The sequence below is a fragment of the Megasphaera hominis genome, from assembly GCF_014269395.1.
Taxonomy (GTDB): Bacteria; Bacillota; Negativicutes; order Veillonellales; family Megasphaeraceae; genus Megasphaera; species Megasphaera hominis.
Map to the genome: position 1 here is coordinate 50,034 of NZ_JACOGK010000005.1, position 21,754 is coordinate 71,787.

A 21,754-nucleotide genomic window follows, 5' to 3' on the forward strand; every position below is an offset into this window, starting at 1 on the left:
GTTGATGCTCCTGTTCTTATTTCAGATTTTTAATGCCAATGCCGCTTTTTGCCATGCCGGGGAAATCGAGCTGGCGCAGGGCTTCATACGAGACGATGGCGACGGAATTGGAGAGGTTCAAGCTTCTCGCCTTATCCACCATAGGGATACGGAAGCAGCTTTCGGGATACTGCTTCAAGAGGTCTTCCGGCAGCCCTTTTGTTTCCTTGCCAAAGACAAGGAGGTCATCGTTCGTAAACTGAATATCCGTATAACACTGTTCCGACTTCGTCGTCAGGTAGTAGAAATGATGGCCCTTGTATTGTTCCTGTACTTCGGCAAAATTTTCATGTACCTGCACATCTACGAGTGGCCAGTAATCGAGGCCGGCCCGCTTCAGATGTTTATCATCAATGGAAAAGCCCAGGGGCTTTACGAGATGCAGTGTAATATGATTGGCCGCGCAAAGGCGGGCAATATTTCCTGTATTTCCTGGTATTTCCGGTTCTACCATTACAATATGCATTGTTAATCACCTTCCATGGCATATTGTACAGGATTTCCCTTGTAAGCACAAGACGTATTCTGGTGGAAACCTTTTCCTTTTCCCTTCTTTTCTATATAATGTAAGTGATACAGACGTACGCTGTATCTTCATTGTGTACAATTTAATAGGAGTCTTAATGTAAAAAAAGTGAGGTGCTCTTTATGGATGAAATGGACAACATTGCCCAATACCCGATTTACTTTGCTCCCGGCTGCAAGATGCTTCAGCTCGAACCGGTTTTGACGTCTCAGCTCTATGATTACCTGCACCAGCTCTTTGGCAAGATTCAGCTCTACACGCGCTGCTGCGTCTTTGACGACGCCCGTACGCACGACGAGGAAGCCGTCTTTATCACCATCTGTCCGACGTGCTTTTCCATTTACGGGGAAACCTATGCCAACCTGCACATGCGCGACTTTGGCGTGCTCTACGACGAATACAAGGATGTCTATCCCCTGGCTGACTACGAAGCCATGCAGCAGCGTATCCGTCAGGTCATGGCTGCGCCTTATCCGAAGGAAGCCTTGAACGATTGGTTTGAAAAATTCAGCAAATGAGGTGGTTTCATGAAGTGTACCTATTACGGCCATTCCTGCTTCAGCCTGTCTGACGGCACGACGACCGTTCAGTTCGATCCCTTTTTCACAGATAACCGCTGGACCCATGTCGATCCGGCAACGGTACAGTGCCAGTACATTTTCCTTTCGCACGGCCACGACGACCATTATGGCGACGCCGATCTCATCGCCAAACACAACGATGCCCTGGTCATCAGCACGGCCGAAGTATCCCGCAAGGCCATGGCAGCCGGCTGCAAGGCCCATACGATGCATATCGGCGGCACGGCGCGGTTTCCCTTCGGTTCGGTCTGTCTGACGCCGGCCCTGCACGGTGCCGGTGTGCCCGGCGGCCTGGCCTGCGGCTGTATTATGGAAATCGGCGGCAAGCGCATTTATTATGCCGGCGATACGGGCCTCTATTCGGATATGAAGCTGCACAGCCGCTTTGGTCCTATCGATGTGGCCTTCCTGCCCATTGGCGATAACTTTACGATGGGGCCGGAAGACGCAGCCTTGGCGGCCAGCTGGATTCAGCCTAAGCTGGTCATTCCGATCCATTACAACACGTGGCCCATTATCGAGTCCGATCCCTATGGCTTTGCAGAACTGCTCAAGCAGAAATACGACATTCCCGCACAGGTCATCCAGGTCGAAGATACGGTGGAATTATAAGAAGGTCAAAAAAAGCCTATGACTGCACCAACTGACAGGCTCCCTTCCAAGCAGCGTGAGATTTTATTATGTCTCATGTCTACCTGGAGGGAAGCCTATCAAAACCGGCAGCATAGGCTTTTTTCGTGTCTTACGAACCGCAGCGTTCGTGATATTTTCGTTCTACAGACTGTTCGATGAGGACGGCTTTTTCTTCCGTCGCCGTAATGGCCTTCATCATCTCCGTCACGAAGGCCTCGTCACGGATGGAATGGAGATTGACGCGGACGCTGTAAAAGGCCGAGCGCATGGCAGCCCGTGCGTTCATGGCCGCAATAGCGCCGTCGGTAATGACCCATTCGTTACCGAACTGGACGGCCTGCTCGGAGAGCTGCAGGAGCTGGAAAATGTCCTGGCCTAAGGAAAAGGGAATGGACGCAGCCCGTTTGAAGGCTGCCTGTACGTGTTCGCTCCGCTTCTCTGTGGTTTTCGGCAGGCGTACAGCCTGAATGACCGCATCAAAAGCGGCGGCATCTTCAGCAATGCCCCGCAGGTAGCGCTGCCGCAGGGCCGCGGCCTGGTCCCTGATCTGTACCATAATCCGTTCTACATCTTCATAGCCTTTTTTGCCGATTGTCAGATTGGCTACCATTTCTACCAGGGCAGCCGCCGACGCAGCGGTCAGGGCCGCGATACCGCCGCCACCGGGAACAGGTTCCTTAGACGCAGCTGCGGCCAAAAAATCATCGATGGGCATATGGGAAAATTGTAACTCTGTCACTGTGATTCGCACCTTTCGTCCTGTATTTTCTTGCAGACTATACAAGAAATCCGGCAAAGCAGGCTGTGCCTGGCCTTGCCGGATGAATTTGTGATAGGTCTATTTTACACCTGCTGCAGACTTAGAACAAGCCTGTAATAACGCCGTTTTCGTCGATGTCCATGCGGTTGGCTGCAGGAACCTTCGGCAGGCCCGGCATAACCATGATGTTGCTCGTCTGGCAGACGATAAAGCCGGCACCGGTGCAAACGCGTACATCTTTGACGGTGATTTTGAAGTTCTTCGGTGCACCGAGGAGGGCCGGATTATCCGACAGGGAGTACTGGGTCTTAGCGACGCAGATCGGCATCTTGTCGAGGCCCAGCTTTTCCAGTTCGGCAATCTGCTTCGGTGCATTACCTTCGAGGATGACGCCGTCGCCGCCGTAGATTTCCCTGGTCAGGATTTCCAGCTTGTGGAGAATCGTGTCGTTCACGTCGTAGAGCGGTTTGTACGGTGTCTTAGGCTGCGCGAGGAGCTGTAAGACCTTGCGGCCCATGTCGAGACCGCCCTGGCCGCCTTCAGCCCAGCAGTTGTTGAGGGCTACGTCGACGCCGTAGTCTTCGCAGAGCTTCGTCAGGAGGGCGATTTCTGCATCTGTATCGGAGAGGAAGCGGTTGATGCCTACGAGGACGGGCACGTCGTATTTGCGCATGTTTTCAATGTGCTTAGCCAGGTTGGCAAAGCCTTTTTCGAGGGCTGCCAGATTTTCCGTCTGGAGATTCTTCTTATCGACGCCGCCGTGCATCTTGAGAGCTCGGATAGTGGCTACGATGACGACTGCGTTCGGTTTGATGCCGGCAAAGCGGCATTTGATATCCATGAATTTTTCTGCGCCCAGGTCGGCACCGAAGCCGGCTTCCGTAACAGTGATTTCCCCCATCTTGAGGGCCAGCTTGGTGGCAACGACGGAGTTACAGCCGTGGGCAATATTGGCAAAGGGACCGCCGTGTACGAGGGCCGGCGTATTTTCTGTCGTCTGGACGAGGTTTGGTTTGATGGCATCCTTCATGAGAATAGCCATGGCGCCGTCGACGTTGAGCTGCCGTGCCGTAACAGGCTGGCCGTCCAAGTCGTAGGCAACGATGATGTCACCCATGCGTTTTTTGAGATCCATGAGGTCGCTGGCCAGGCAGAGAACGGCCATGATTTCCGAAGCGACGGTAATCATGAAATGATCTTCCCGGGGGAAGCCGTTGACTTTGCCGCCCAGACCGACGACGATGTCGCGCAGGGCCCGGTCATTCATATCCATGACGCGTTTCCAGACGATGCGGCGCACGTCAATGCGCAGGGCATTGCCCTGGTGGACGTGGTTATCGATGGCTGCAGCCAAGAGGTTGTTGGCCGCCGTAATAGCGTGCATATCGCCTGTAAAATGGAGGTTGATATCTTCCATGGGGAGAACCTGGGAATAGCCGCCGCCGGCAGCGCCGCCTTTGATGCCAAAGACAGGTCCCAAGGACGGTTCACGCAGGGCCGTCATGGTTTTATGACCCAGTTTATTGAGTGCCTGTGCCAGGCCGATAGTCGTTAAGGTTTTGCCTTCACCGGCTGGAGTCGGCGTAATGGCCGTGACCAGGACGAGCTTGCCGTCTTCATTTTTTGACAGGCGTTTAATGGCGTCGAAGGAGACCTTGGCCTTATATTTACCGTACAGTTCCAAATCGTCTTCTGTCAAACCTACTTTTTCTGCAATCTTTACAATCGGTTCCAATGTCGTCTGCTGCGCAATTTCAATGTCGCTCAATACTTTAGTCATATTGGAAATCAGCTCCTGTTCCATAAATGTAAAGAAAAATAGCCGGCCCTCCGGACTATTGCCCAGACGGTCGGCTTTTCGATATCATGCTCCCATGTGGTTAGTCCACTTCCGTCAGTCACATGACTATGGTGTTATTATACAAGGCCAGGCCTGGCCTTGTCAATATGAGTATTTCTTTTGCATAGCGGCCTAGAGCTGTACACATTGTTCCTTTTCCAGGCGCACAGGGCCGCCGATGTGGATTTTCTTTATTTCTCCATCGCTGACGGCTGCTTCAATGGTAATCATGCCGCCAGGCTGACGGATTTCACAGGCGATTTCATGGCCGCACAGCTGGGACAGGGCCGCTGCCGTAGCGGCTGAGCCGGAACCACAGCTTTGTTCCCAATAGAGGGTCTTCGTGGCCGTTACGTACACAGCCGGAATCATGGTCAGTGTCTTGCGGTCGACGAGGTCGAGGCCAAAGGCTTCGTAATGGAAGGTCGAAGCAAAATTGTACACGGCTTTCCAGATCTGGTCGCGATCCAGATTTTTGAGGGCTGTCGTAAAATGAACAAAATGGACGATTCCCGGCAACGCTACGCGGTAAAACCGAAAGGCCGTACTGCCTACGTCGAGGCTGACCGTGTCCATCTTTTTGGGCAGCGGCATGTCAATGGACGCATCGTAGACCTGGTCTTCTTCGCCACGCTGTACGCGGGCCTGCAAGGGAGCACTACAGCCGGAACAGGAAATCATGTACTCTCCTGCCTCTGCTCCCGACTGGGACAAGAGATAGGCTGCGGCCGAACGGGACGCGTTGCCGCAAAATTCACCACCCATCATATCGAGCCGGATCTGGGCGCCCTGGTTGGACGGGGATAAAAAGGCAACCTGTTCTGCGCCGACACAATCAGGCTGCAACAGCCGTTCTGCAATGGCTGCGTGTTCCGACGGAGGGATTTCATCCAGTACGAGAATGGTCGTGTTGCCACTAGGGTCAGCTTTTACATAATGGATTTCCTGTATCATTTCTGCACCTCAAATAGGATCATTTCCGCATCTGGCTCCACGAAAAACGGCCAGGCGGCTTACATGGTATCTATTATAGCATATTCGGCCCACATATTCAGTCTTATGGAGAAAATAAATCAGATTCTCTGCCACCAGGCCGCCACCCGGCGTCTGACAGGACAGGCGCCCCATTGACAGGCGCCGTCGTCGTGTATTACGATGAGATAAAGTATACGCTTAGAAAGGAGCCTTACTATGGAAGTAGCAACCGCAATCAATGAACGACGCAGTATCCGCAAATATACACCCGAACCGCTGACGCGGGAAGAAATTGAAAAAATCCTGACGGCCGGCATGATGGCCCCGTCGTCGAGCAATCTGCAGCCCTGGTATTTTGTGGTCATCGAAAGCAAGGAAAATATGGAGCGCCTGAAGGATATTATGGCCATTGCGACGAATAACCTGATGCCCTATTTTAAATCCCGCTTTGCCAAGCACCCCCAGGTGATTGCCGATACGTCAGCCTTCGTCCGTCTCTTAGGCGGCGCACCTGTATGCATTCTCGCCTTCCTGCTAAAGGATGACTATACCCTGCGCCTTTCGGCCATTCAAAGCGTCGCCGCTGCCATCGAAAACATGCTCCTTACGGCGACGGATATGAACCTGGGCAGCTGCTGGCTGACGGCGCCCCTTTCGGGCGGTGTCGACGATCAGATACACGCAGCGTTTGCGCCGGATAAGGGCGAGCTCGTCGCCATGGTAACCTTGGGCCACCCGGACCAGGCACCGGCAGCGCCGCGCCGTAAAGACGGACGCTATACGATTATCTGACCGGTCTCCTTTTCGAGTAACGCCACACCTTGCACGCCGCAGGGTGTGGCGTTTTTTGTCCGGTTATACAAAAAGAAACCTGACACCGGGCCAGGTTTCTTTTTGTATGATTCTTCTTTTTATTTCTTGACGATTTCTTCTTCGAGCTGGATGTGCAGTTCGTGAAGCTGTTTCTTCGTTACTTCCGACGGCGATTCGCTCATGGGATCGATGGCATTCTGCGTCTTCGGGAAGGCGATGACGTCGCGGATAGATTTGCGTTTGAGCATGAGCATGATCATGCGGTCCAAACCGAAGGCCAGGCCACCATGGGGTGGTGCACCGTATTCGAAGGCACGCAGGAGGAAGCCAAATTTCTGTTCGGCATCTTCCGGTGTCAGGCCAATGGCTTTGAATACACGTTTCTGAACGTCCGGCTGGTAAATACGCAGGGAGCCGCCGCCCAGTTCGACGCCGTTTAAGACGAGGTCATAGGCTTTGGCATAGACGTGAGCCGGATCCGTTTCCAGTTTGTCCAGGTCTTCGTCGCGCATAGCCGTGAACGGATGGTGCATAGCGACATAGCGTTTTTCTTCTTCGCTGTATTCGAACATGGGGAAATCAACAACCCACGTGAAGGCAAATTCGTCTTCGTTGATGAGGCCCATGCGACGGCCCATTTCTTTACGCAGTTCGCCTAAGGCAGCGGCTACGACAGCCGGTTTGTCGGCGATCATGAGCACGAGGTCACCCGTTTCAGCGCCGCATTTGGCACCGATGGCACGGAGCTGGTCTTCTGTAAAGAATTTCTTGATCTGTGTCTTTAAAGTGCCGTCTTCGAGGAAGCCGATCCAGGCAAGGCCCTTAGCACCGTAATGGCTGACGTATTCTACGAGGCCGTCCAGTTCACGACGGGGAATGCCGGCGTCGCCTTTGACGTTGATGGCTTTGACCTGACCGCCGTTTTCGATGACCGAACGGAATACCTTGAAGTCCGTGTCTTTGACGAGGTCTGTGACATCAGTAAACTTCATGTCGAAGCGCAGGTCCGGTTTATCGGAGCCGTAGTTTTCCATGGCATAGTCCCAGGTCATACGGTGAATCGGCAGCTTGACGTCGTGGCCCAGGGTTTCTTCAAAGATGTAGTGAACCATGTTTTCCACGAGGGTCAGGATTTCTTCCTGGCTCATGAAGCTCATTTCCATATCGAGCTGGGTAAATTCTGGCTGACGGTCGGCACGCAGGTCTTCGTCGCGGAAGCAGCGGGCGATCTGGTAGTAGCGGTCCATACCGGAGATCATGAGGAGCTGTTTGAAAATCTGCGGCGACTGGGGCAGGGCGTAGAATTTGCCATCGTTGACACGGCTCGGTACGAGGTAGTCACGGGCACCTTCCGGCGTGCTCTTGCACAGTTCCGGTGTTTCAATATCGATAAAACCATGCTGGTTGAGGAACGTACGCATAGCGTGCTTTACCTTGTGGCGCATGATCAGGTTGTTCTGCATTTCCGGACGGCGCAGGTCCAGGTAGCGGTATTTGAGGCGGATCTTTTCGTCGACGTCGATGTTGTCTTCGATGTAGAACGGCGGTGTCTTAGAGGAATTCAAGATGCGCAGTTCTTCGCAGCGTACTTCGATCGTACCGGTTTTCATCTTGTCGTTGACCGTATCAGCGTCACGCATGCGGACGATACCACGGACGACGAGAACATATTCCGTACGGACCTGTTCTGCTTTTTCAAAGGATTCTTTTTCATAATCCGGCGAAGCGACGACCTGGACGATACCGGTGCGGTCGCGGAGATCGATGAAGATCAGTCCGCCGTGGTCGCGGCGGCGTTCAACCCAGCCACAAAGAACGACCTCTTTGTCCTTGTCTGCTTCTGACACTTCGGCGCAGTATTGCGACCGATGTAACCCTTCCATTGTATCCATTAGTAACTCATCCCTTCTTCTGTGTTTCCATATATGCAACAATCCCATCGAGGGGAACGCTGATCTGTTCTTTCGTGGCCATATTGCGAACCTGAGCTTCGCCCTTGGCCAGTTCATCTTCACCGATGATGACGGTGTATTCTGCGTCGAGCTTATTGGCCGATTTCATCTGGCCTTTCATGCTGCGGCCCAGGAGATCGATTTCCGCATAGAAGCCGCGGGCGCGCAGGTCCTGCTGGAGGACGAAGGCTTTAGCCCGGGCGGCATCGCCGAGGGCGACGATGAAGACCGGCTTTTTGGCGTTGACCGGCGGCAGGAGGCCCTGTTCCTTCAGGGTGAGGAGGAGCCGTTCCATACCGATGGCAAAGCCGATACCCGGTGTAGACGGGCCGCCGATTTCTTCGATGAGGCCGTCGTAGCGTCCGCCGCCGCAGACGGTGCTCTGGGCACCTAAGGGGGCGTACATGATTTCAAAGGCCGTGTTCGTATAGTAATCGAGGCCGCGGACGAGGCGCGGATCCAGTTCAAAGGGGATGCCGATGCTCGTCAAATAGGCTTGTACTTTATCGAAATGTTCGCGGCAGTCATCACAGAGGTTGTCCGTAATGAGGGGCACGCCCATTTTCATCATCTTTTCGCCGTCTTCCTTGCAGTCGAGGACGCGGAGCGGGTTCTTTTCGAGCCGTTCGTTGCAATCGTCGCAGAGCTGGTCCTTTTTGTCGGCAAAGAAATCGAGCAGTTTTTGCCGGTATACAGGACGGCACTTGGGGCAGCCTACGGAATTGAGGTGCAAAATGAGGTCATTCAGGCCTAATTCGCGGAAAAGCTGGAAGGCCATGGCAATGATTTCGGAATCGACTGCCGGGTCCTTGGAGCCGATTTCTTCGACGCCAAACTGGGTGAACTGGCGGTACCGGCCGGCCTGGGGACGGTCATGACGGAACATGGGTCCCATATAATACAGTTTGTGAACTTTCTGTTCACCATAGAGTTTATGTTCCAAAAATGCCCGTACGACAGATGCCGTATTTTCCGGACGCAGTGTCATGCTCCGTCCGCCACGGTCATTAAAGGTATACATTTCTTTTGTTACTACGTCAGTTGTTTCACCAATACCGCGTAAAAACAACTCCGTACTTTCAAACATAGGGGTACGGATTTCGCCAAAACCGTAGAGCGAGCAGATTTCTCTGATTTTTGCTTCAAGAATCTGCCAGTCTGCCGTTTGTTCCGGCAGGAAATCCTGTGTACCTCGCGGTGCAGTGATTGCCATTACGTATCGTCTCCTCCGTATATCATCGCACATATCCGGCGCCGCTGGGCCATGCGCTGGGCCAGCAGCTGCCTGTACGTATCAGGATCTTTGGGCATATATACTTTTTCCAGGCTGTGGCCGTCAGAGGCGAGAAACTTCGTCGTACTGCCGGGACCTGCTGCCAGGATGGTTTGCCGCTCTTCCATCATCTGTATGTTGTACTGGCTTTCTGTCTGTGGCAAAGCGTAGCCTATATTGGCAAAGCTGGCTGCCATATACTTTTGCCTGTACATATAATACGGAATATAGCCTGCCTGCGCAAGGAGCTGCCGGCTCCGGCTCAGGCTAGCTGCCACTTCGCCGGCTGGCGGTATTGCCTGCCGCAGGGGATGATGGAATAACGGGGCCTTCTTTTTTAATGCCAACGTATGAATTGTAACATTTTCCGGGTGTAGTTGGCAAACTATTTCCATATTTTCCTGCATATCTGCCGCTGTCTGGCCGGGCAGGCCGGCAATAAAGTCCATATTGACGACGGAAAAGCCCAAACGGCGGCAGTTTTCATACATGGTGTACACGTCGGCTACGCTGTGACGGCGGCCTAAGAGATCGAGCAGGCGCTGCTGCATGGTCTGGGGATTGACGCTGATACGGTCGACGCCGTACTCGCGCAAAAGGGCCAGTGTAGCCACATCGGCTGTGTCGGGCCGGCCGGCTTCGACGGTCCATTCGCTGAGATCCGGAAAGGATACTGCCACAGCCTGCAGGATACGGGCCAGTGCGTCCTTGGGCAGGCACGTAGGCGTACCACCGCCGATGTAAGCCGACGTAACGCGCAGCCCGTACTGGCGGCAGAGGCTGTCAATGTCCCGTATATCCTCTTCGACTGCGGCTGCAAAGGCCAAAAGTCCGGCTGCCGTTTCCGTCTGGCACAGGCGGGACGGAAAGGAGCAGTACAGACAGTGGCTGGGACAGTAGGGAATGCCGATATAGAGGGCCGCTTCCCGGCGGGGCCGTTCGATAAAGGGGCGCTGCAAGGCGGTCATGGCCAGGAGTTCCTGCGCAATGGCCGGCGTTACGTGATAGTGACGGACGAGCGTCTCCTCTATTGCCGGCGCAGACAGGCCCTGATCACGCAGGTGATGGACGAGCTTTGTCGGCCGTACACCCATGAGAGTGCCCCAGGGATTTCGCTGTCCCTGGCCAAAGCAGCGGTCATACCAGTGCAGGAGCAGCTCTTTACTGGTCTGCTTGAGGTCGGCTCCGGCCAGAATATAGGCGTGCGTATGCCACTCTTGTCCCTGCTGATAAAAGGTGACGTCCAGGCGCTGCTGCGTCCCTGCGGCCTGTAACGTAACAGCGGCGCCTAAGGGACGCGGTTCATGGCCGCCGCTATAGCCCAGATAGGCCATGACCTGACCGATATGGGCATGCAGTGCCGGCGGCCCTTCATAGGCATAGGCCAGTTCCTGTTGTTCGTTCGTGTTCATTACTGGGCGATCTTTTCTGCTTCTTCTTGCCGTTTTTTCTGGCAGTCTTCACAATAGCCATAGACCTTGAGCTGATGGTCTACGGTCTGGAAGTGGAAGCGTTTTTGTAGGATCGTTTCCAGTGTTTCCAGGAGGTCGTCCTGGCATTCCCAGACTTTGCCGCAGCCCAGGCAGATCAGGTGATGATGGTAGTGGCCATCGTCTTCCCGGTCGTTTAATTCATAGCGGCTGCAGCCATCGTCGAAGTCGAGCTTTTTCAAAAGATCCATTTCCGTAAAGAGATCGAGCGTACGGTAGACCGTAGCCAGGCCGATTTCCGGTGCCTGCTTCTTGACGATTTCGAAAACGTCTTCTGCACTTAAATGGCGGGCATCGCTTTCTACAAAGGCCCGCAGCACGACTTGGCGCTGGGAGGTCATCTTGTATTTCTTGGTTTTGATTTGTTCTTTCATTCGGTTCATCATGAGATCCATGACTTGGTCTTTAGTTCTTTCCATAGGTATTCATCGCCTTTGTTTTATACGTATTATAGAACCACAAATGTCTGCACAAAATCTGCAGTACTGCTGTGACCGGAACGGTCAGAATCATGCCGGCTACGCCAAAGAGCGTGCCGCCAATGAGGAGAGCAATAATAATCACTACGGGATGCAGACTAATAACGGCTCCCATAACTTTCGGCATAATAATGTGACTGTCCAGCTGCTGAATGACAATGTAGAAAATGAGGACCTTGACGGCCAGCGCCAAATCTACAGTGGCACCGAGGAGGATAGCCGGCACGGCACCGACAATCGGGCCGATAATGGGAATCCATTCCGTTACTGCCGCTAAGAGGCCGATGACCAGCGGATAAGGTACACCCATGAGCCACATGCCTAAAAAGGTAAGGGAGGCAATGATACAGCTCATGGTCAGCTGGCCGCGGATATACGAGCTGAGGACGTGCTGGATTTCACTAAACAGGACGTCGAGCTGCAGCCGGTATTCTACGGGATAGAGGCAGATAAAGGAACGCACCATTTTGCCGCCGTCCTTCATGAAGTAGAAGGTAATGATGGGTACGACAAAAAACTGAATGACCGTACCGGCAATGGCAAAAATGGATTTGAGGAAATTGCTGACGCCTTCGACGCCGTAGTTGCCTATACGCGTGAAGGCATCGTTGATGACGCTCTTTACCTGATCCGGTATGTAGAGCTGGGTCTGCTCATTTTCGAGCTGTGTAAAGATGGTCACTGTCTTTTCCCAAAGGCTGTTGAAGTTGACAGCCAGCAAATTCGCCTGCATGACGAGAGGCTTTAAGATGATATTTGTCAGAGCCGTCAGGACGACGATGAGCAAGAGAAAAGAAAGGAGAATGGAAATATCAATGGGCACATTCCGCCGGGTCAGGCGGACGAGCCCTTTTTGGATCAGATCGCGGACGGGAATGAGGATAAACGTGATGATCAGCGATACGATAACCGGCCAGTACACGTTGTGTACGGAAAAAAACAGTATCGTTGCCAAAACAGCCAGTACAATACGCAGCCAAAACTGCGATTGCTTATACATGGACATACCTGTCACCATCCTCCGTCAAGGTACGGATTATTCTGGCGTTCCCGGCCGATCTGTGTCGCCGGACCGTGGCCCGGGAGGACGACCGTTTCGTCAGGCAGGGTAAGCAGCTTGTTGTTGATGCTGTCGAGAAGTGTCGCCATAGAGCCGCCATAGAGGTCGGTCCGGCCGACGGAATAGAGAAACAGTGTGTCACCGGAAAAGACAACGCTTTCGCCGTATAAGCTCAGACCGCCCGGCGTATGGCCCGGCGTTTCCAAAACGTGGAACTGCAGCTTGCCTACAGTAATGACGTCGCCATCGTGGGCGATGCAGTCCGGCGCCGTGCATTCGATCTTTTTACCCATAAAGACGGACAGGTTATTATGCGAATTGGCAATGAGTGCCTGATCGCCGGCACCGATGTATACAGGCACGTTTTTTAAAATACGCAGTTCCTGTAAGGCGCCGATATGGTCTGCATGGCCGTGGGTAAGGAAAATCAGTTTCAACTGCAGGTCATGTTCTTCCAGGTTGCGGTTGATTTCTTTATAATCCCAGGCCGGATCGATGACCATGGCTTCCTTTGTCGTATCGTCAAAGACGATGTAGCAGTTCGTCTCGATCGGACCTAGGGTCAGTGATATAAATCGCATGCTCATAGCTATGCCTCCTAAAATGTTTTCTTGCTATCCAAGAGAATGGTTACAGGGCCATCGTTGGCCAGGCTTACGACCATGTGCGTACGGAAGCGCCCTGTTTCCGTATGGATGCCGTAGGCGTTGACGGCGCGGACAAAGGTTTCATAAAGAGCCTCTGCCTGCTCCGGCGGTGCCGCTGCCGTAAAGCTCGGGCGCCGGCCGTGACGGGCATCACCGTATAAGGTAAATTGGGAAACGACGAGCATGTCCCCTTGCCTGTCCAGGAGGGACAGGTTCATTTTATCTTCTGCGTCTTTAAAGATACGCAGGTGGCAAATTTTATCAGCCAAATAGGCTGCGTCAGCTTCTGTATCGTCCTTGCTGACGCCGAGGAGGACCGTCAGGCCCGGACCCGTACGGCCCGTTTCTATGCCTTCTGAGGTAACGGAAGCCGAGGCCGTGCGCTGTACGACAGCTCTCATTGGGACGCACCTCCTGTAAACCGCTGGACAGAATAAACATCCTTCAGGCGGCGTATTTTGGTAGAAATGAATTCCAGCTGCGCCAAATCTTTGATACTCAGGCCCATGTGGATGGTAACGGTCTTCGTGTCCCCTACACGGGCGTTCATGCTCGTAATGGAGACCTTCATTTCTGCCAGGGCAGCCATGATTTCTGCCATGACGCCTGTCCGGTCGTAGGCCGTTACTTCAATATGGACGTCGAAGTTTTCCTGGCCGTCGTAATCCCACTCTACGTCGATGAGCCGGTCCAGGTCATTTTGATTATGGCTGACGTTAGGGCAATCGGCGCGATGGACGGAGACGCCTCGGCCGCGGGTAATGAAGCCGATGATCGGGTCACCCGGTACAGGGCTGCAGCACTTGGCCAGGCGCACCATGAGGCCCGCTTCGCCCTTGACGAGGATCCCTGAGCCGTTATGCTTGGTCGGCTTACGGGTCTTCAGCTTGTCGAGGATGGCCAGGTTGTCCTTTTCTTCCTTCTGTACTTCTTTTTTGTGAAGCTCCAGCAGCTTGATGAGTACCGTATTGACGGCAAAGCCGCCATAGCCTACAGCAGCCAGCAGGTCTTCTTCAGAGCCGGCATTCATTTGCTTGGCCACCTTGGCCAGGCGGCCGGCCTTATTGATTTCTTTCCAGTCATGGCCCAGGCGTTTGCATTCCCGTTCCAGGGCGTCTGCCCCTTTGACGATGTTTTCTTCCCTGTTTTCCTTCTTGAACCAGCTGCGGATCTTCGAGCGGCTTTCGGAGCTGCCTACGATCTTCAGCCAGTCCAGGCTCGGTTTGCCCGTTTTGGACGTAATGATTTCGACAATGTCGCCGTTTTTCAATTCATAATCGAGCGGTACAATCTTGCCGTTGATTTTGGCGCCGACGCAGCGGTGACCTACTTCTGTATGGATACGGTAGGCAAAATCGATGGGGATCGAGCCCTGGGGCAAATCGATGACGTCGCCCCGCGGCGAGAAGACGAAGACTTCATCCGAAAAGGCGTCGAGCTTCAGGGCATTGACGAACTCTTTCGGATTGCTCGTATCCTGCCATTCCAGGAGGTTGCGGAGCCAGCCCATTTTTTCATCGAATTCATTCCCGTTACCGGCCGTCGTTCCTTCTTTATAGCGCCAATGGGCAGCAACGCCGTATTCGGCTACGTGGTGCATTTCCCACGTACGGATCTGGATTTCGACAGGCTGTCCCCGCGTGCCGATAACCGTCGTATGAAGGGACTGGTAGTTATTGGGCTTCGGCATAGCAATATAGTCTTTAAAGCGATAGGGCAAGGGCTTCCAGAGGCTGTGCACGATCCCCAGGACGCCATAACAGTCCTGGACCGTATCGACAATGACGCGGATGGCATAGAGGTCATAGACCTGGCTCAGGTCGCGGTTATCCTTTTTCATTTTTTTATAAATGCTGTAGAAATGCTTGGGCCGGCCGTTGATTTCGAACTTGATGTGGGAATTTTCCAGGGCCTTGCGCAGGACTTCGATGGCTTCATTGACGATTTCTTCGCGGACGTGGCGTTTCTGCTTCATCTGGTCGACGAGATCGTAATATTTGTCCGGTTCGAGATAGCGGAAGGATAAATCTTCCAGTTCCCATTTGATATTGAAAATACCTAAGCGGTGTGCCAAGGGTGCAAAAATTTCCAGCGTTTCCTGGGCAATGCGCTTTTGTTTATCACTGCGCATGTAGCGGAGGGTCCGCATGTTGTGCAGGCGGTCCGCCAGCTTGATGACGACGACGCGCACGTCCTTGGCCATGGCCAGAAACATTTTACGCATACTGTTGAGCTGCTGGTCTTCTTTCGTGCGGTAATCGAGGCGGCTCAATTTCGTGACGCCATCGACGAGGAAGGCCACTTCTTTGCCGAAGATTTGTTTAATATCATCGAGGGACATGACCGTATCTTCAACGACATCGTGCAAGAGGGACGCCGTAATGGTCGTCGTGTCGATTTTCATTTCCGCCAGGATCTGGGCTACGGCCAGCGGGTGGAGAATGTACGGTTCCCCACTGACGCGGAACTGTTCCTTATGGGCTTCACTGGCAATCTGATAGGCTCTTTTTACATCGTCACAGCTGGCTTGTGGCTGGTAGCTGTGAATGGTATCGAGTAACCGTTGAAATTCTTCATTCGGTTTAGCAATTTCCATTTCAATTCCCCCTTATGCCTGCCCATACTTTTTGTATGTCGGCGATGTTTCAAGTTGCATTTTTCCTGCAAGCTGCGGAAAATACAACACCGATTCGGATGGCGTTTTCCAGGCAGCGAGTACGCCTATTTCGAGTAATACCTGCAGCGCTGCCCGCACGGTATGCGCGTCATACGTGCCGGCCAGCAGGTCTGCCAGCTTTTGCCGTGCTATGGCTACGGAAAGGCCTTTTTCCGGTACGAATTGGCGCAGTGTCCGGTAGACCGTCACCATGGTTTCCCGGTCTAAGACAGGCCGTTCTGTATCGGCATGGATATCCTGTACAACCATCTGCGGTGTTGTATTCCCCTGATATTCATTCAGTTCCAGCTGAAAGGCAAGATCGGCTTCATCGCCTTCTGCCAGATCGTCATATTCTTCTGCCATTGACCAGCCTACGCCCTTGACAGTGATGCCCTGAGCGTCGGCTACGGTCAGGCGTAAATGTTTTTTATCCTGGCCCATTTTCCACTTGTCACTGATGCGCATGTGGCGCAGGGCAAAGACAGGGCGGCTGTTTCCCATGCCGTACGGTTCCAGGCGGCTTAGTTCCTGAATCAGGTCCAGGGTCACGTCAGAGGCCTGCAAAGTGCCGTCGAGCTTCAGCTTGGGCTCGTAATCCTCTGCCGTCATATGGGCCGCTGCGTATTCGTTCAGCCGTGTCCTGAGCGCTTCTATCTGATCTTCTGCTACGGAAAACCCGGCCGCCATTTGATGACCGCCAAATTGAATTAAAATATCTGCAGCCGACGACAAGGCTTCGTACATGTTAAAGCCGGCAATACTGCGGCACGAGCCTTTGCCTACGTGGTCCTTGACGCTAATGACCAGGGTCGGCCGGTAAAAGGCTTCTACCAGGCGCGACGCCGCAATGCCAATGACGCCGGGGTTCCACTCCGGACCGCCCCAGGCAATGAGCACGCCATCGTGCTCGTGACCGCCGGCAAGAATCTGCTCTTTCGCCTTAGCCGTGATTTGCCGTTCAATTTCCTGGCGTTCTGTATTCAGGTCACTCAACCTTTTGGCCTTGGCCAGGGCTTTGTCCGGATCCGTTTCGAGGAGCAGTTTTACTCCTTGAACGGCATCTTCCAGACGGCCTGCCGCATTGAGGCGCGGCGCCACCGTAAAGGCGATGCGTCCGGCAGAAAGGGGTTTGTCCTCTAAGCCCGCCTGTTTTAATAAGGCCTGCAGTCCTGTGTTATACCCTTCCTGCATGCGCTGCAGCCCTGTCGTAACGAGAATGCGGTTTTCACCGCTTAAGGAAACGAGATCGGCAATGGTCGCTAAGGCTGCCAATTCCGTATAGCCCGGCAGGGAATCATGACGTAGGTACTGCCACAGGGCCTGACACAGTTTATAGGCTACGCCGGCGCCGGCCAGATCCTTGAACGGATAGGGACAGCCGGGCTGTTTGGGATTTAAAATGGCGTAGGCCGGTGGCAAGGGATCAGGCGGCGTGTGATGGTCCGTGACGATGATCGTCATGCGGTCCTTAAAGGCCTGGACCAAATCGTGAGATGCAATACCGCAGTCTACGGTAATCAAGAGGTCTGTCTGCCCTTCTGCCAGGCTCTCGAGAGCCTCTTCATTGAGGCCATAGCCTTCCGTATGGCGCCGCGGAATATGGTAGTCCGGCGTACCGCCTAAGTCGCGAAGGACAGAATATAATAACGATGTCGATGTAATGCCATCGACATCGTAATCTCCGTAAATGACAATCTTTTCTTTTCTCTCTAAAGCTGCAGCAATCCGTACGACAGCTTTTTTCATATCTTTCATCAAAAAAGGATCATACAAATCGTCGCTCGTATCATGCAAGAAGTGATCAGCCTCGTGGAGGTCATGAATCCCACGATTATACAGGATACGTGCTAAGATGGGCGAAATCCCTAAGTTTTGTGAAAATGTATCAATCATATCCTGTTCTACAGCAGGTTCAAGCCATTTTTTCTTCATTAGATCACAACGCATTCTCAAAAAATAATCACTTTCAAAACCATACACCTATTCTATCACAATATATTCTCAAAATAAAGGCTAAAATTAATAATTGAGGCAAAATAATGCGTTTTTTCAGTTCACGAAAATTGAGAAAATCGGGGGCTTCCTTTTATTTCTTTTTGTTATTAAAAATAATAAAACAAAGCCCCGCCGAAGCGGGGCTTGTGTCTTTATGCAATATGCACTTGTTCGTAATTAGTCTTCGAAAGCTTTCTGGAAGCGTACATAAGACTGACGACGAGCTTTGGCATCAGCTTCGGTCTTAGCATACAATGCATCGGCCTGTTCCGGGAAGCCTTTCTTGAGGGAAGCATAACGAACTTCGCCCATGAGGAATTCCTGGAATTTGCTGTAATCCGGTTCTTTGGAGTCGAGGCTGAACGGATTCTTGCCAGCTTCTTTGAGATCCGGGTTGTAACGGAAGAGATCCCAGTAACCGCATTTAACTGCGAGCTGTTCTTCTGTCTGGCTCTTGCCCATGCCCTTACGGATACCATGGTTGATGCAAGGAGCGTAGCAGATAACAAGGGACGGGCCATGATATGCTTCAGCTTCAGTCATAGCTTTGATCAGCTGGTTCTTGTCAGCGCCCATAGCTACCTGAGCTACATATACATAACCATAGGAGATGGCCATCATGCCGAGGTCCTTTTTCTTCGTACGTTTACCGGAAGCAGCGAACTGTGCAACAGCAGCAGTCGGTGTAGCTTTGGAGGACTGGCCGCCTGTGTTGGAGTATACTTCTGTATCGAGTACGAGAACGTTTACGTCCTGGTCGGAAGCGAGTACGTGGTCAACACCGCCGTAACCGATATCGTAGGACCAGCCGTCACCACCGATGATCCAGTGGGAACGTTTAACGAGGAACTGTTTCTTGTCGAGGAATTCTTCAAGAGCAGCTTTGCCGGCAGCTTCTTTTTCGAGGAGGGCAACCAGTTTTTCAGCGCGTTCACGGGAACCTTCGCCTTCATGGAGGTTAGCAGCCCAGTCGCTCAAAGCAGCCTGGAGTTCTTCAGAAGCAACAGCTTTAGCAGCTTCAACTTTGCCTGCCAAGTCTGTACGTACTTTGTCAACGCCCATGAACATGCCGAGACCATATTCTGCAGCATCTTCGAAGAGGCTGTTAGCCCAGGAAGGACCATGGCCTTTAGCGTTTACTGTATACGGAGCTACCGGAGCAGATGCACCCCAAATGGAGGAGCAGCCTGTAGCGTTAGCAATCATCATGCGGTCACCAAAGAGCTGTGTGAGCAATTTGACATACGGTGTTTCACCGCAACCAGCGCAAGCGCCCGAGAATTCGAGGAGCGGCTGTTCGAACTGAGAACCGATGACGGTCTTCTTGTTCTGCGGATTAACTTTCGGTGTAACCTTGTCCTGTGCATAGTACCAGAGGTCCATCTTGGAGCGTTCTTCGTCTGTGTTCGGAACCATGGAGAGGGCGCCAACCGGGCAGACGTTTACGCAGCTGCCGCATTCGAGGCAGTCGAGCTGGTCAACGACGATGGTTACATTGTATTCTTTACCGGATTTAGCTTTTGTAGCAGCTTTGAAACCAGCCGGAGCAGCTTTCAGTTCTTCTTCTGTCGTCAGAGCCGGACGAATCGTAGCGTGCGGGCAGACGAAGGAGCACTGCATGCAGCCGATACATTTTTCATTGTCCCAGGAAGGAACATGAAGAGCCGGGCCTGCTTTTTCGAACTGGGAGGTGCCGGAAGGCATAGTGCCATCTTCACGACCAACGAAGTCGGATACTTTGAGGTCATCACCAACCTGGCCGAGGACAGGAGCAGCAACCTGGCTGAAGTACTTCGGAGTCGGGCGGCCTTCTGCTACTTCATCTGTAGCATCTGCCCAGGAAGCCGGATAGTTTACTTCATGGAATTCGCCAACGCCAGCATCTACAGCAGCCCAGTTCATGTCAACGACGTTCTGGCCTTTTTTGCCGTAGCTCTTAACGATGGAGTCTTTCAGGTATTTAACAGCGTCATCCAAAGGAATAACTTTTGCCAGTGCGAAGAAGGCAGCCTGCATTACCATGTTGATACGTGTGCCGAGGCCGAGTTTCTGGCCGATAGCATCGCCGTTCAGGGTATAGAATTTAACGTGATTCTTAGCGATATCGCGTTTGATCTTAGCCGGCAATTCTTTGTCGAGTTCTTCGTCTGTCCAGGTGCAGTTCAGCATGAATGTGCCGCCGTCTTTGATACCACGGAGGAGGTCAAAGCGTTTTACATAGGACTGACGATGACATGCGATGTAGTCAGCAGCGTCGATCAGGTACGGCATATCGATCGGGTCTTTACCGAAACGAAGGTGAGAAATCGTTACGCCGCCGGACTTCTTGGAGTCATATGCGAAATATGCCTGTGCATACATATCCGTGTGGTCACCGATGATCTTGATAGCGGATTTGTTAGCGCCAACAGTACCGTCGGAACCGAAGCCCCAGAATTTGCAGGATGTAAGGCCTTCTGCATTGTCAGGAACCTTAGGAGCACGCGGCAAGGACAGGTTCGTAACGTCGTCGACGATACCAATCGTGAAGCCGTTGATCGGGTTTTCTTTCTTAACTTCTTCGAATACCGGAATAACGTCTTCAGGAATAACGTCTTTGGAACCGAGGCCGGCACGGCCGCCGATTACGTCGATGTTGAGGCCCTGTTCTTTTACGAAGTCAACGATATCGAGGTACAGCGGTTCGCCGAGGGAGCCCGGTTCTTTTGTACGGTCGATAACGGCGATCTTCTTAACCGTTTTCGGCAATACTTCGAGGAGGTGTTTAGCAGAGAACGGACGATAGAGGTGAACGTTGATGGAACCAACTTTTTCGCCTTTGCCGTTCAAGTAGTTAACAGCCTTTTTAACTACGTCGGAGAGGGAGCCCATGGATACGACAACGTATTCAGCATCGGCAGCGCCATAGTAGTTGAAAGGTTTGTATGTACGGCCAGTGATTTCAGAAATCTGAGCCATGTAGTCAGCAACGATGTCCGGCATAGCGTCATAGAATCTGTTGCGGGATTCTGTGTGCTGGAAGTAAATATCCGGGTTTTCTGCAGTGCCGCGGATTTCCGGAGCATCCGGATTGAGGGCACGGTTACGGAAAGCTTTAACAGCGTCCCAATCGATCAGTTTGCGGAAGTTATCGAAGTCCATTACTTCAACTTTCTGGATTTCGTGGGATGTACGGAAGCCATCGAAGAAGTTGATGAACGGAAGGGAACCTTTAAGAGCGGCCAGGTGAGCAACACCAGCCAGGTCCATAACTTCCTGAACGTTGGATTCTGCCAAGAGACAGCAGCCGGAAGCACGAGCAGACATAACGTCCTGGTGGTCGCCGAAGATACTCAGTGCATGGTTAGCCAGTGCACGGGCAGCAACGTGGAATACACCCGGGAGCATTTCGCCGGCAACTTTGTACATGTTCGGGATCATGAGCAGGAAGCCCTGGGAAGCCGTATATGTAGTGGTCAAAGCACCAGCCTGTAACGAGCCATGGAATGCACCGGCAGCACCAGCTTCAGACTGCATTTCAACAACTTTTACAGTGTTACCGAAGAGGTTTTTCATACCAGCAGCAGCCCAGTCATCTACGTGTTCAGCCATCGGCGAAGACGGAGTGATAGGATAAATTGCGGCAACTTCAGTAAATGCATAGGAGACCCATGCAGCAGCTTCGTTACCATCCATGGTTTTGAATTTACTCATAGATAAAACACGCTCCTTATTGTAAAGTAGAAACTATAAAGCAACACAAGATATCTGATTTTTTTAGCAGCAACAACAAGATATCTCACGTTGATAAACAAAATCGCATAAGAACAAAACCGTTCATCATTCCTTATTTGCATACCGTTTTTCGCATAAGCCTGTGCGTTTATTAAAATTTGCTTGCTTTTTGCGTCCTTTTCATGCTTATTTACAGCATAAACAGGCAGACCTTATAAAAAACTTATAAAGATTCCGCGAAAAGTATTGCTATTATCTTTTTTATGTAATACTATATAAGGTAGTATTACATAGTTGCAATGAACAGGCCACTGCTAT

Annotated in this window: 17 protein-coding genes and 1 riboswitch; of the genes, 3 read left to right on the forward strand and 14 right to left on the reverse strand. The window is 52.4% G+C overall.

Features of this window, described 5'->3' with window-relative positions:
- Positions 1-16: 16 nt before the first annotated feature.
- Positions 17-505 (reverse strand): tRNA (uridine(34)/cytosine(34)/5-carboxymethylaminomethyluridine(34)-2'-O)-methyltransferase TrmL, encoded by a 489-nt coding sequence (trmL, locus tag H8J70_RS02580; protein WP_186502304.1) that lies wholly within the window; start codon positions 503-505, stop codon positions 17-19.
- 182 nt (positions 506-687) lie between these two features.
- On the opposite strand from trmL, the gene H8J70_RS02585 reads away from it, so the two are divergent.
- Together H8J70_RS02585 and H8J70_RS02590 are read left to right on the forward strand one after the other, a co-directional pair.
- The gene (locus H8J70_RS02585; RefSeq protein ID WP_186502305.1) at positions 688-1,083 is read left to right on the forward strand and encodes a hypothetical protein; all 396 of its coding nucleotides are present in this window, start codon (positions 688-690) and stop codon (positions 1,081-1,083) included.
- 9 nt (positions 1,084-1,092) lie between these two features.
- Entirely contained in the window at positions 1,093-1,758 is a 666-nt protein-coding gene (locus H8J70_RS02590) for a metal-dependent hydrolase (RefSeq protein ID WP_186502306.1), read from the forward strand.
- 130 nt (positions 1,759-1,888) lie between these two features.
- Here H8J70_RS02590 and H8J70_RS02595 read toward each other — a convergent pair whose 3' ends face one another.
- The 3 genes from H8J70_RS02595 to H8J70_RS02605 form a co-directional block, all read right to left on the reverse strand.
- Positions 1,889-2,494 (reverse strand): cyclodeaminase/cyclohydrolase family protein, encoded by a 606-nt coding sequence (locus tag H8J70_RS02595; protein WP_186502365.1) that lies wholly within the window; start codon positions 2,492-2,494, stop codon positions 1,889-1,891.
- A 145-nt stretch (positions 2,495-2,639) separates the two neighbouring features.
- Positions 2,640-4,319, reverse strand: a complete 1,680-nt coding sequence (locus H8J70_RS02600; RefSeq protein WP_186502307.1) for a formate--tetrahydrofolate ligase — start codon at positions 4,317-4,319, stop codon at positions 2,640-2,642.
- A gap of 53 nt (positions 4,320-4,372) precedes the next feature.
- Positions 4,373-4,451, reverse strand: a riboswitch (ZMP/ZTP riboswitch).
- Between the two features lie 60 nt (positions 4,452-4,511).
- Positions 4,512-5,333, reverse strand: a complete 822-nt coding sequence (locus H8J70_RS02605) for a histidine racemase CntK family protein (protein ID WP_186502308.1) — start codon at positions 5,331-5,333, stop codon at positions 4,512-4,514.
- Between the two features lie 237 nt (positions 5,334-5,570).
- Between H8J70_RS02605 and H8J70_RS02610 the strand changes: the two genes are divergently transcribed.
- Complete coding sequence (locus tag H8J70_RS02610; protein ID WP_186502309.1) at positions 5,571-6,146, forward strand: nitroreductase family protein; 576 nt, start codon at positions 5,571-5,573, stop codon at positions 6,144-6,146.
- Positions 6,147-6,265: 119 nt separating this feature from the next.
- On the opposite strand, the gene aspS is transcribed toward H8J70_RS02610, so the two are convergent.
- The 10 genes from aspS to nifJ form a co-directional block, all read right to left on the reverse strand.
- Complete coding sequence (gene aspS, locus H8J70_RS02615; protein WP_186502310.1) at positions 6,266-8,059, reverse strand: aspartate--tRNA ligase; 1,794 nt, start codon at positions 8,057-8,059, stop codon at positions 6,266-6,268.
- 7 nt (positions 8,060-8,066) lie between these two features.
- The gene (gene hisS, locus H8J70_RS02620) at positions 8,067-9,332 is read right to left on the reverse strand and encodes a histidine--tRNA ligase (RefSeq protein ID WP_186502311.1); all 1,266 of its coding nucleotides are present in this window, start codon (positions 9,330-9,332) and stop codon (positions 8,067-8,069) included.
- Entirely contained in the window at positions 9,332-10,804 is a 1,473-nt protein-coding gene (gene hemZ / locus H8J70_RS02625) for a coproporphyrinogen dehydrogenase HemZ (protein ID WP_186502312.1), read from the reverse strand. Before hemZ ends, hisS begins: the two co-directional genes overlap by 1 nt.
- Positions 10,804-11,301, reverse strand: coding sequence for a Fur family transcriptional regulator (locus tag H8J70_RS02630; protein WP_186502313.1), 498 nt, complete (start codon positions 11,299-11,301; stop codon positions 10,804-10,806). The genes hemZ and H8J70_RS02630 overlap by 1 nt, the downstream gene beginning before the upstream one ends.
- On the reverse strand, positions 11,288-12,367 hold the full coding sequence (locus tag H8J70_RS02635; protein WP_186502314.1) for an AI-2E family transporter: 1,080 nt from the start codon (positions 12,365-12,367) through the stop codon (positions 11,288-11,290). The genes H8J70_RS02630 and H8J70_RS02635 overlap by 14 nt, the downstream gene beginning before the upstream one ends.
- Before the next feature lie 5 nt (positions 12,368-12,372).
- Positions 12,373-13,008 (reverse strand): MBL fold metallo-hydrolase, encoded by a 636-nt coding sequence (locus H8J70_RS02640; RefSeq protein WP_186502315.1) that lies wholly within the window; start codon positions 13,006-13,008, stop codon positions 12,373-12,375.
- An 11-nt stretch (positions 13,009-13,019) separates the two neighbouring features.
- Positions 13,020-13,469: a D-aminoacyl-tRNA deacylase gene (dtd, locus tag H8J70_RS02645; protein ID WP_186502316.1), complete on the reverse strand. Its 450-nt coding sequence runs from the start codon at positions 13,467-13,469 to the stop codon at positions 13,020-13,022.
- Positions 13,466-15,664 carry a RelA/SpoT family protein gene (locus H8J70_RS02650; protein WP_186502317.1) on the reverse strand — a complete coding sequence of 733 codons (2,199 nt, stop codon included), beginning with the start codon at positions 15,662-15,664 and terminating at the stop codon, positions 13,466-13,468. The genes dtd and H8J70_RS02650 overlap by 4 nt, the downstream gene beginning before the upstream one ends.
- Before the next feature lie 12 nt (positions 15,665-15,676).
- On the reverse strand, positions 15,677-17,659 hold the full coding sequence (gene recJ / locus H8J70_RS02655; RefSeq protein ID WP_186502318.1) for a single-stranded-DNA-specific exonuclease RecJ: 1,983 nt from the start codon (positions 17,657-17,659) through the stop codon (positions 15,677-15,679).
- Between the two features lie 240 nt (positions 17,660-17,899).
- A complete protein-coding gene (nifJ, locus tag H8J70_RS02660; RefSeq protein ID WP_186502319.1) occupies positions 17,900-21,415 on the reverse strand; it encodes a pyruvate:ferredoxin (flavodoxin) oxidoreductase in 3,516 nt (1,171 codons plus the stop codon).
- Positions 21,416-21,754 lie beyond the last annotated feature (339 nt).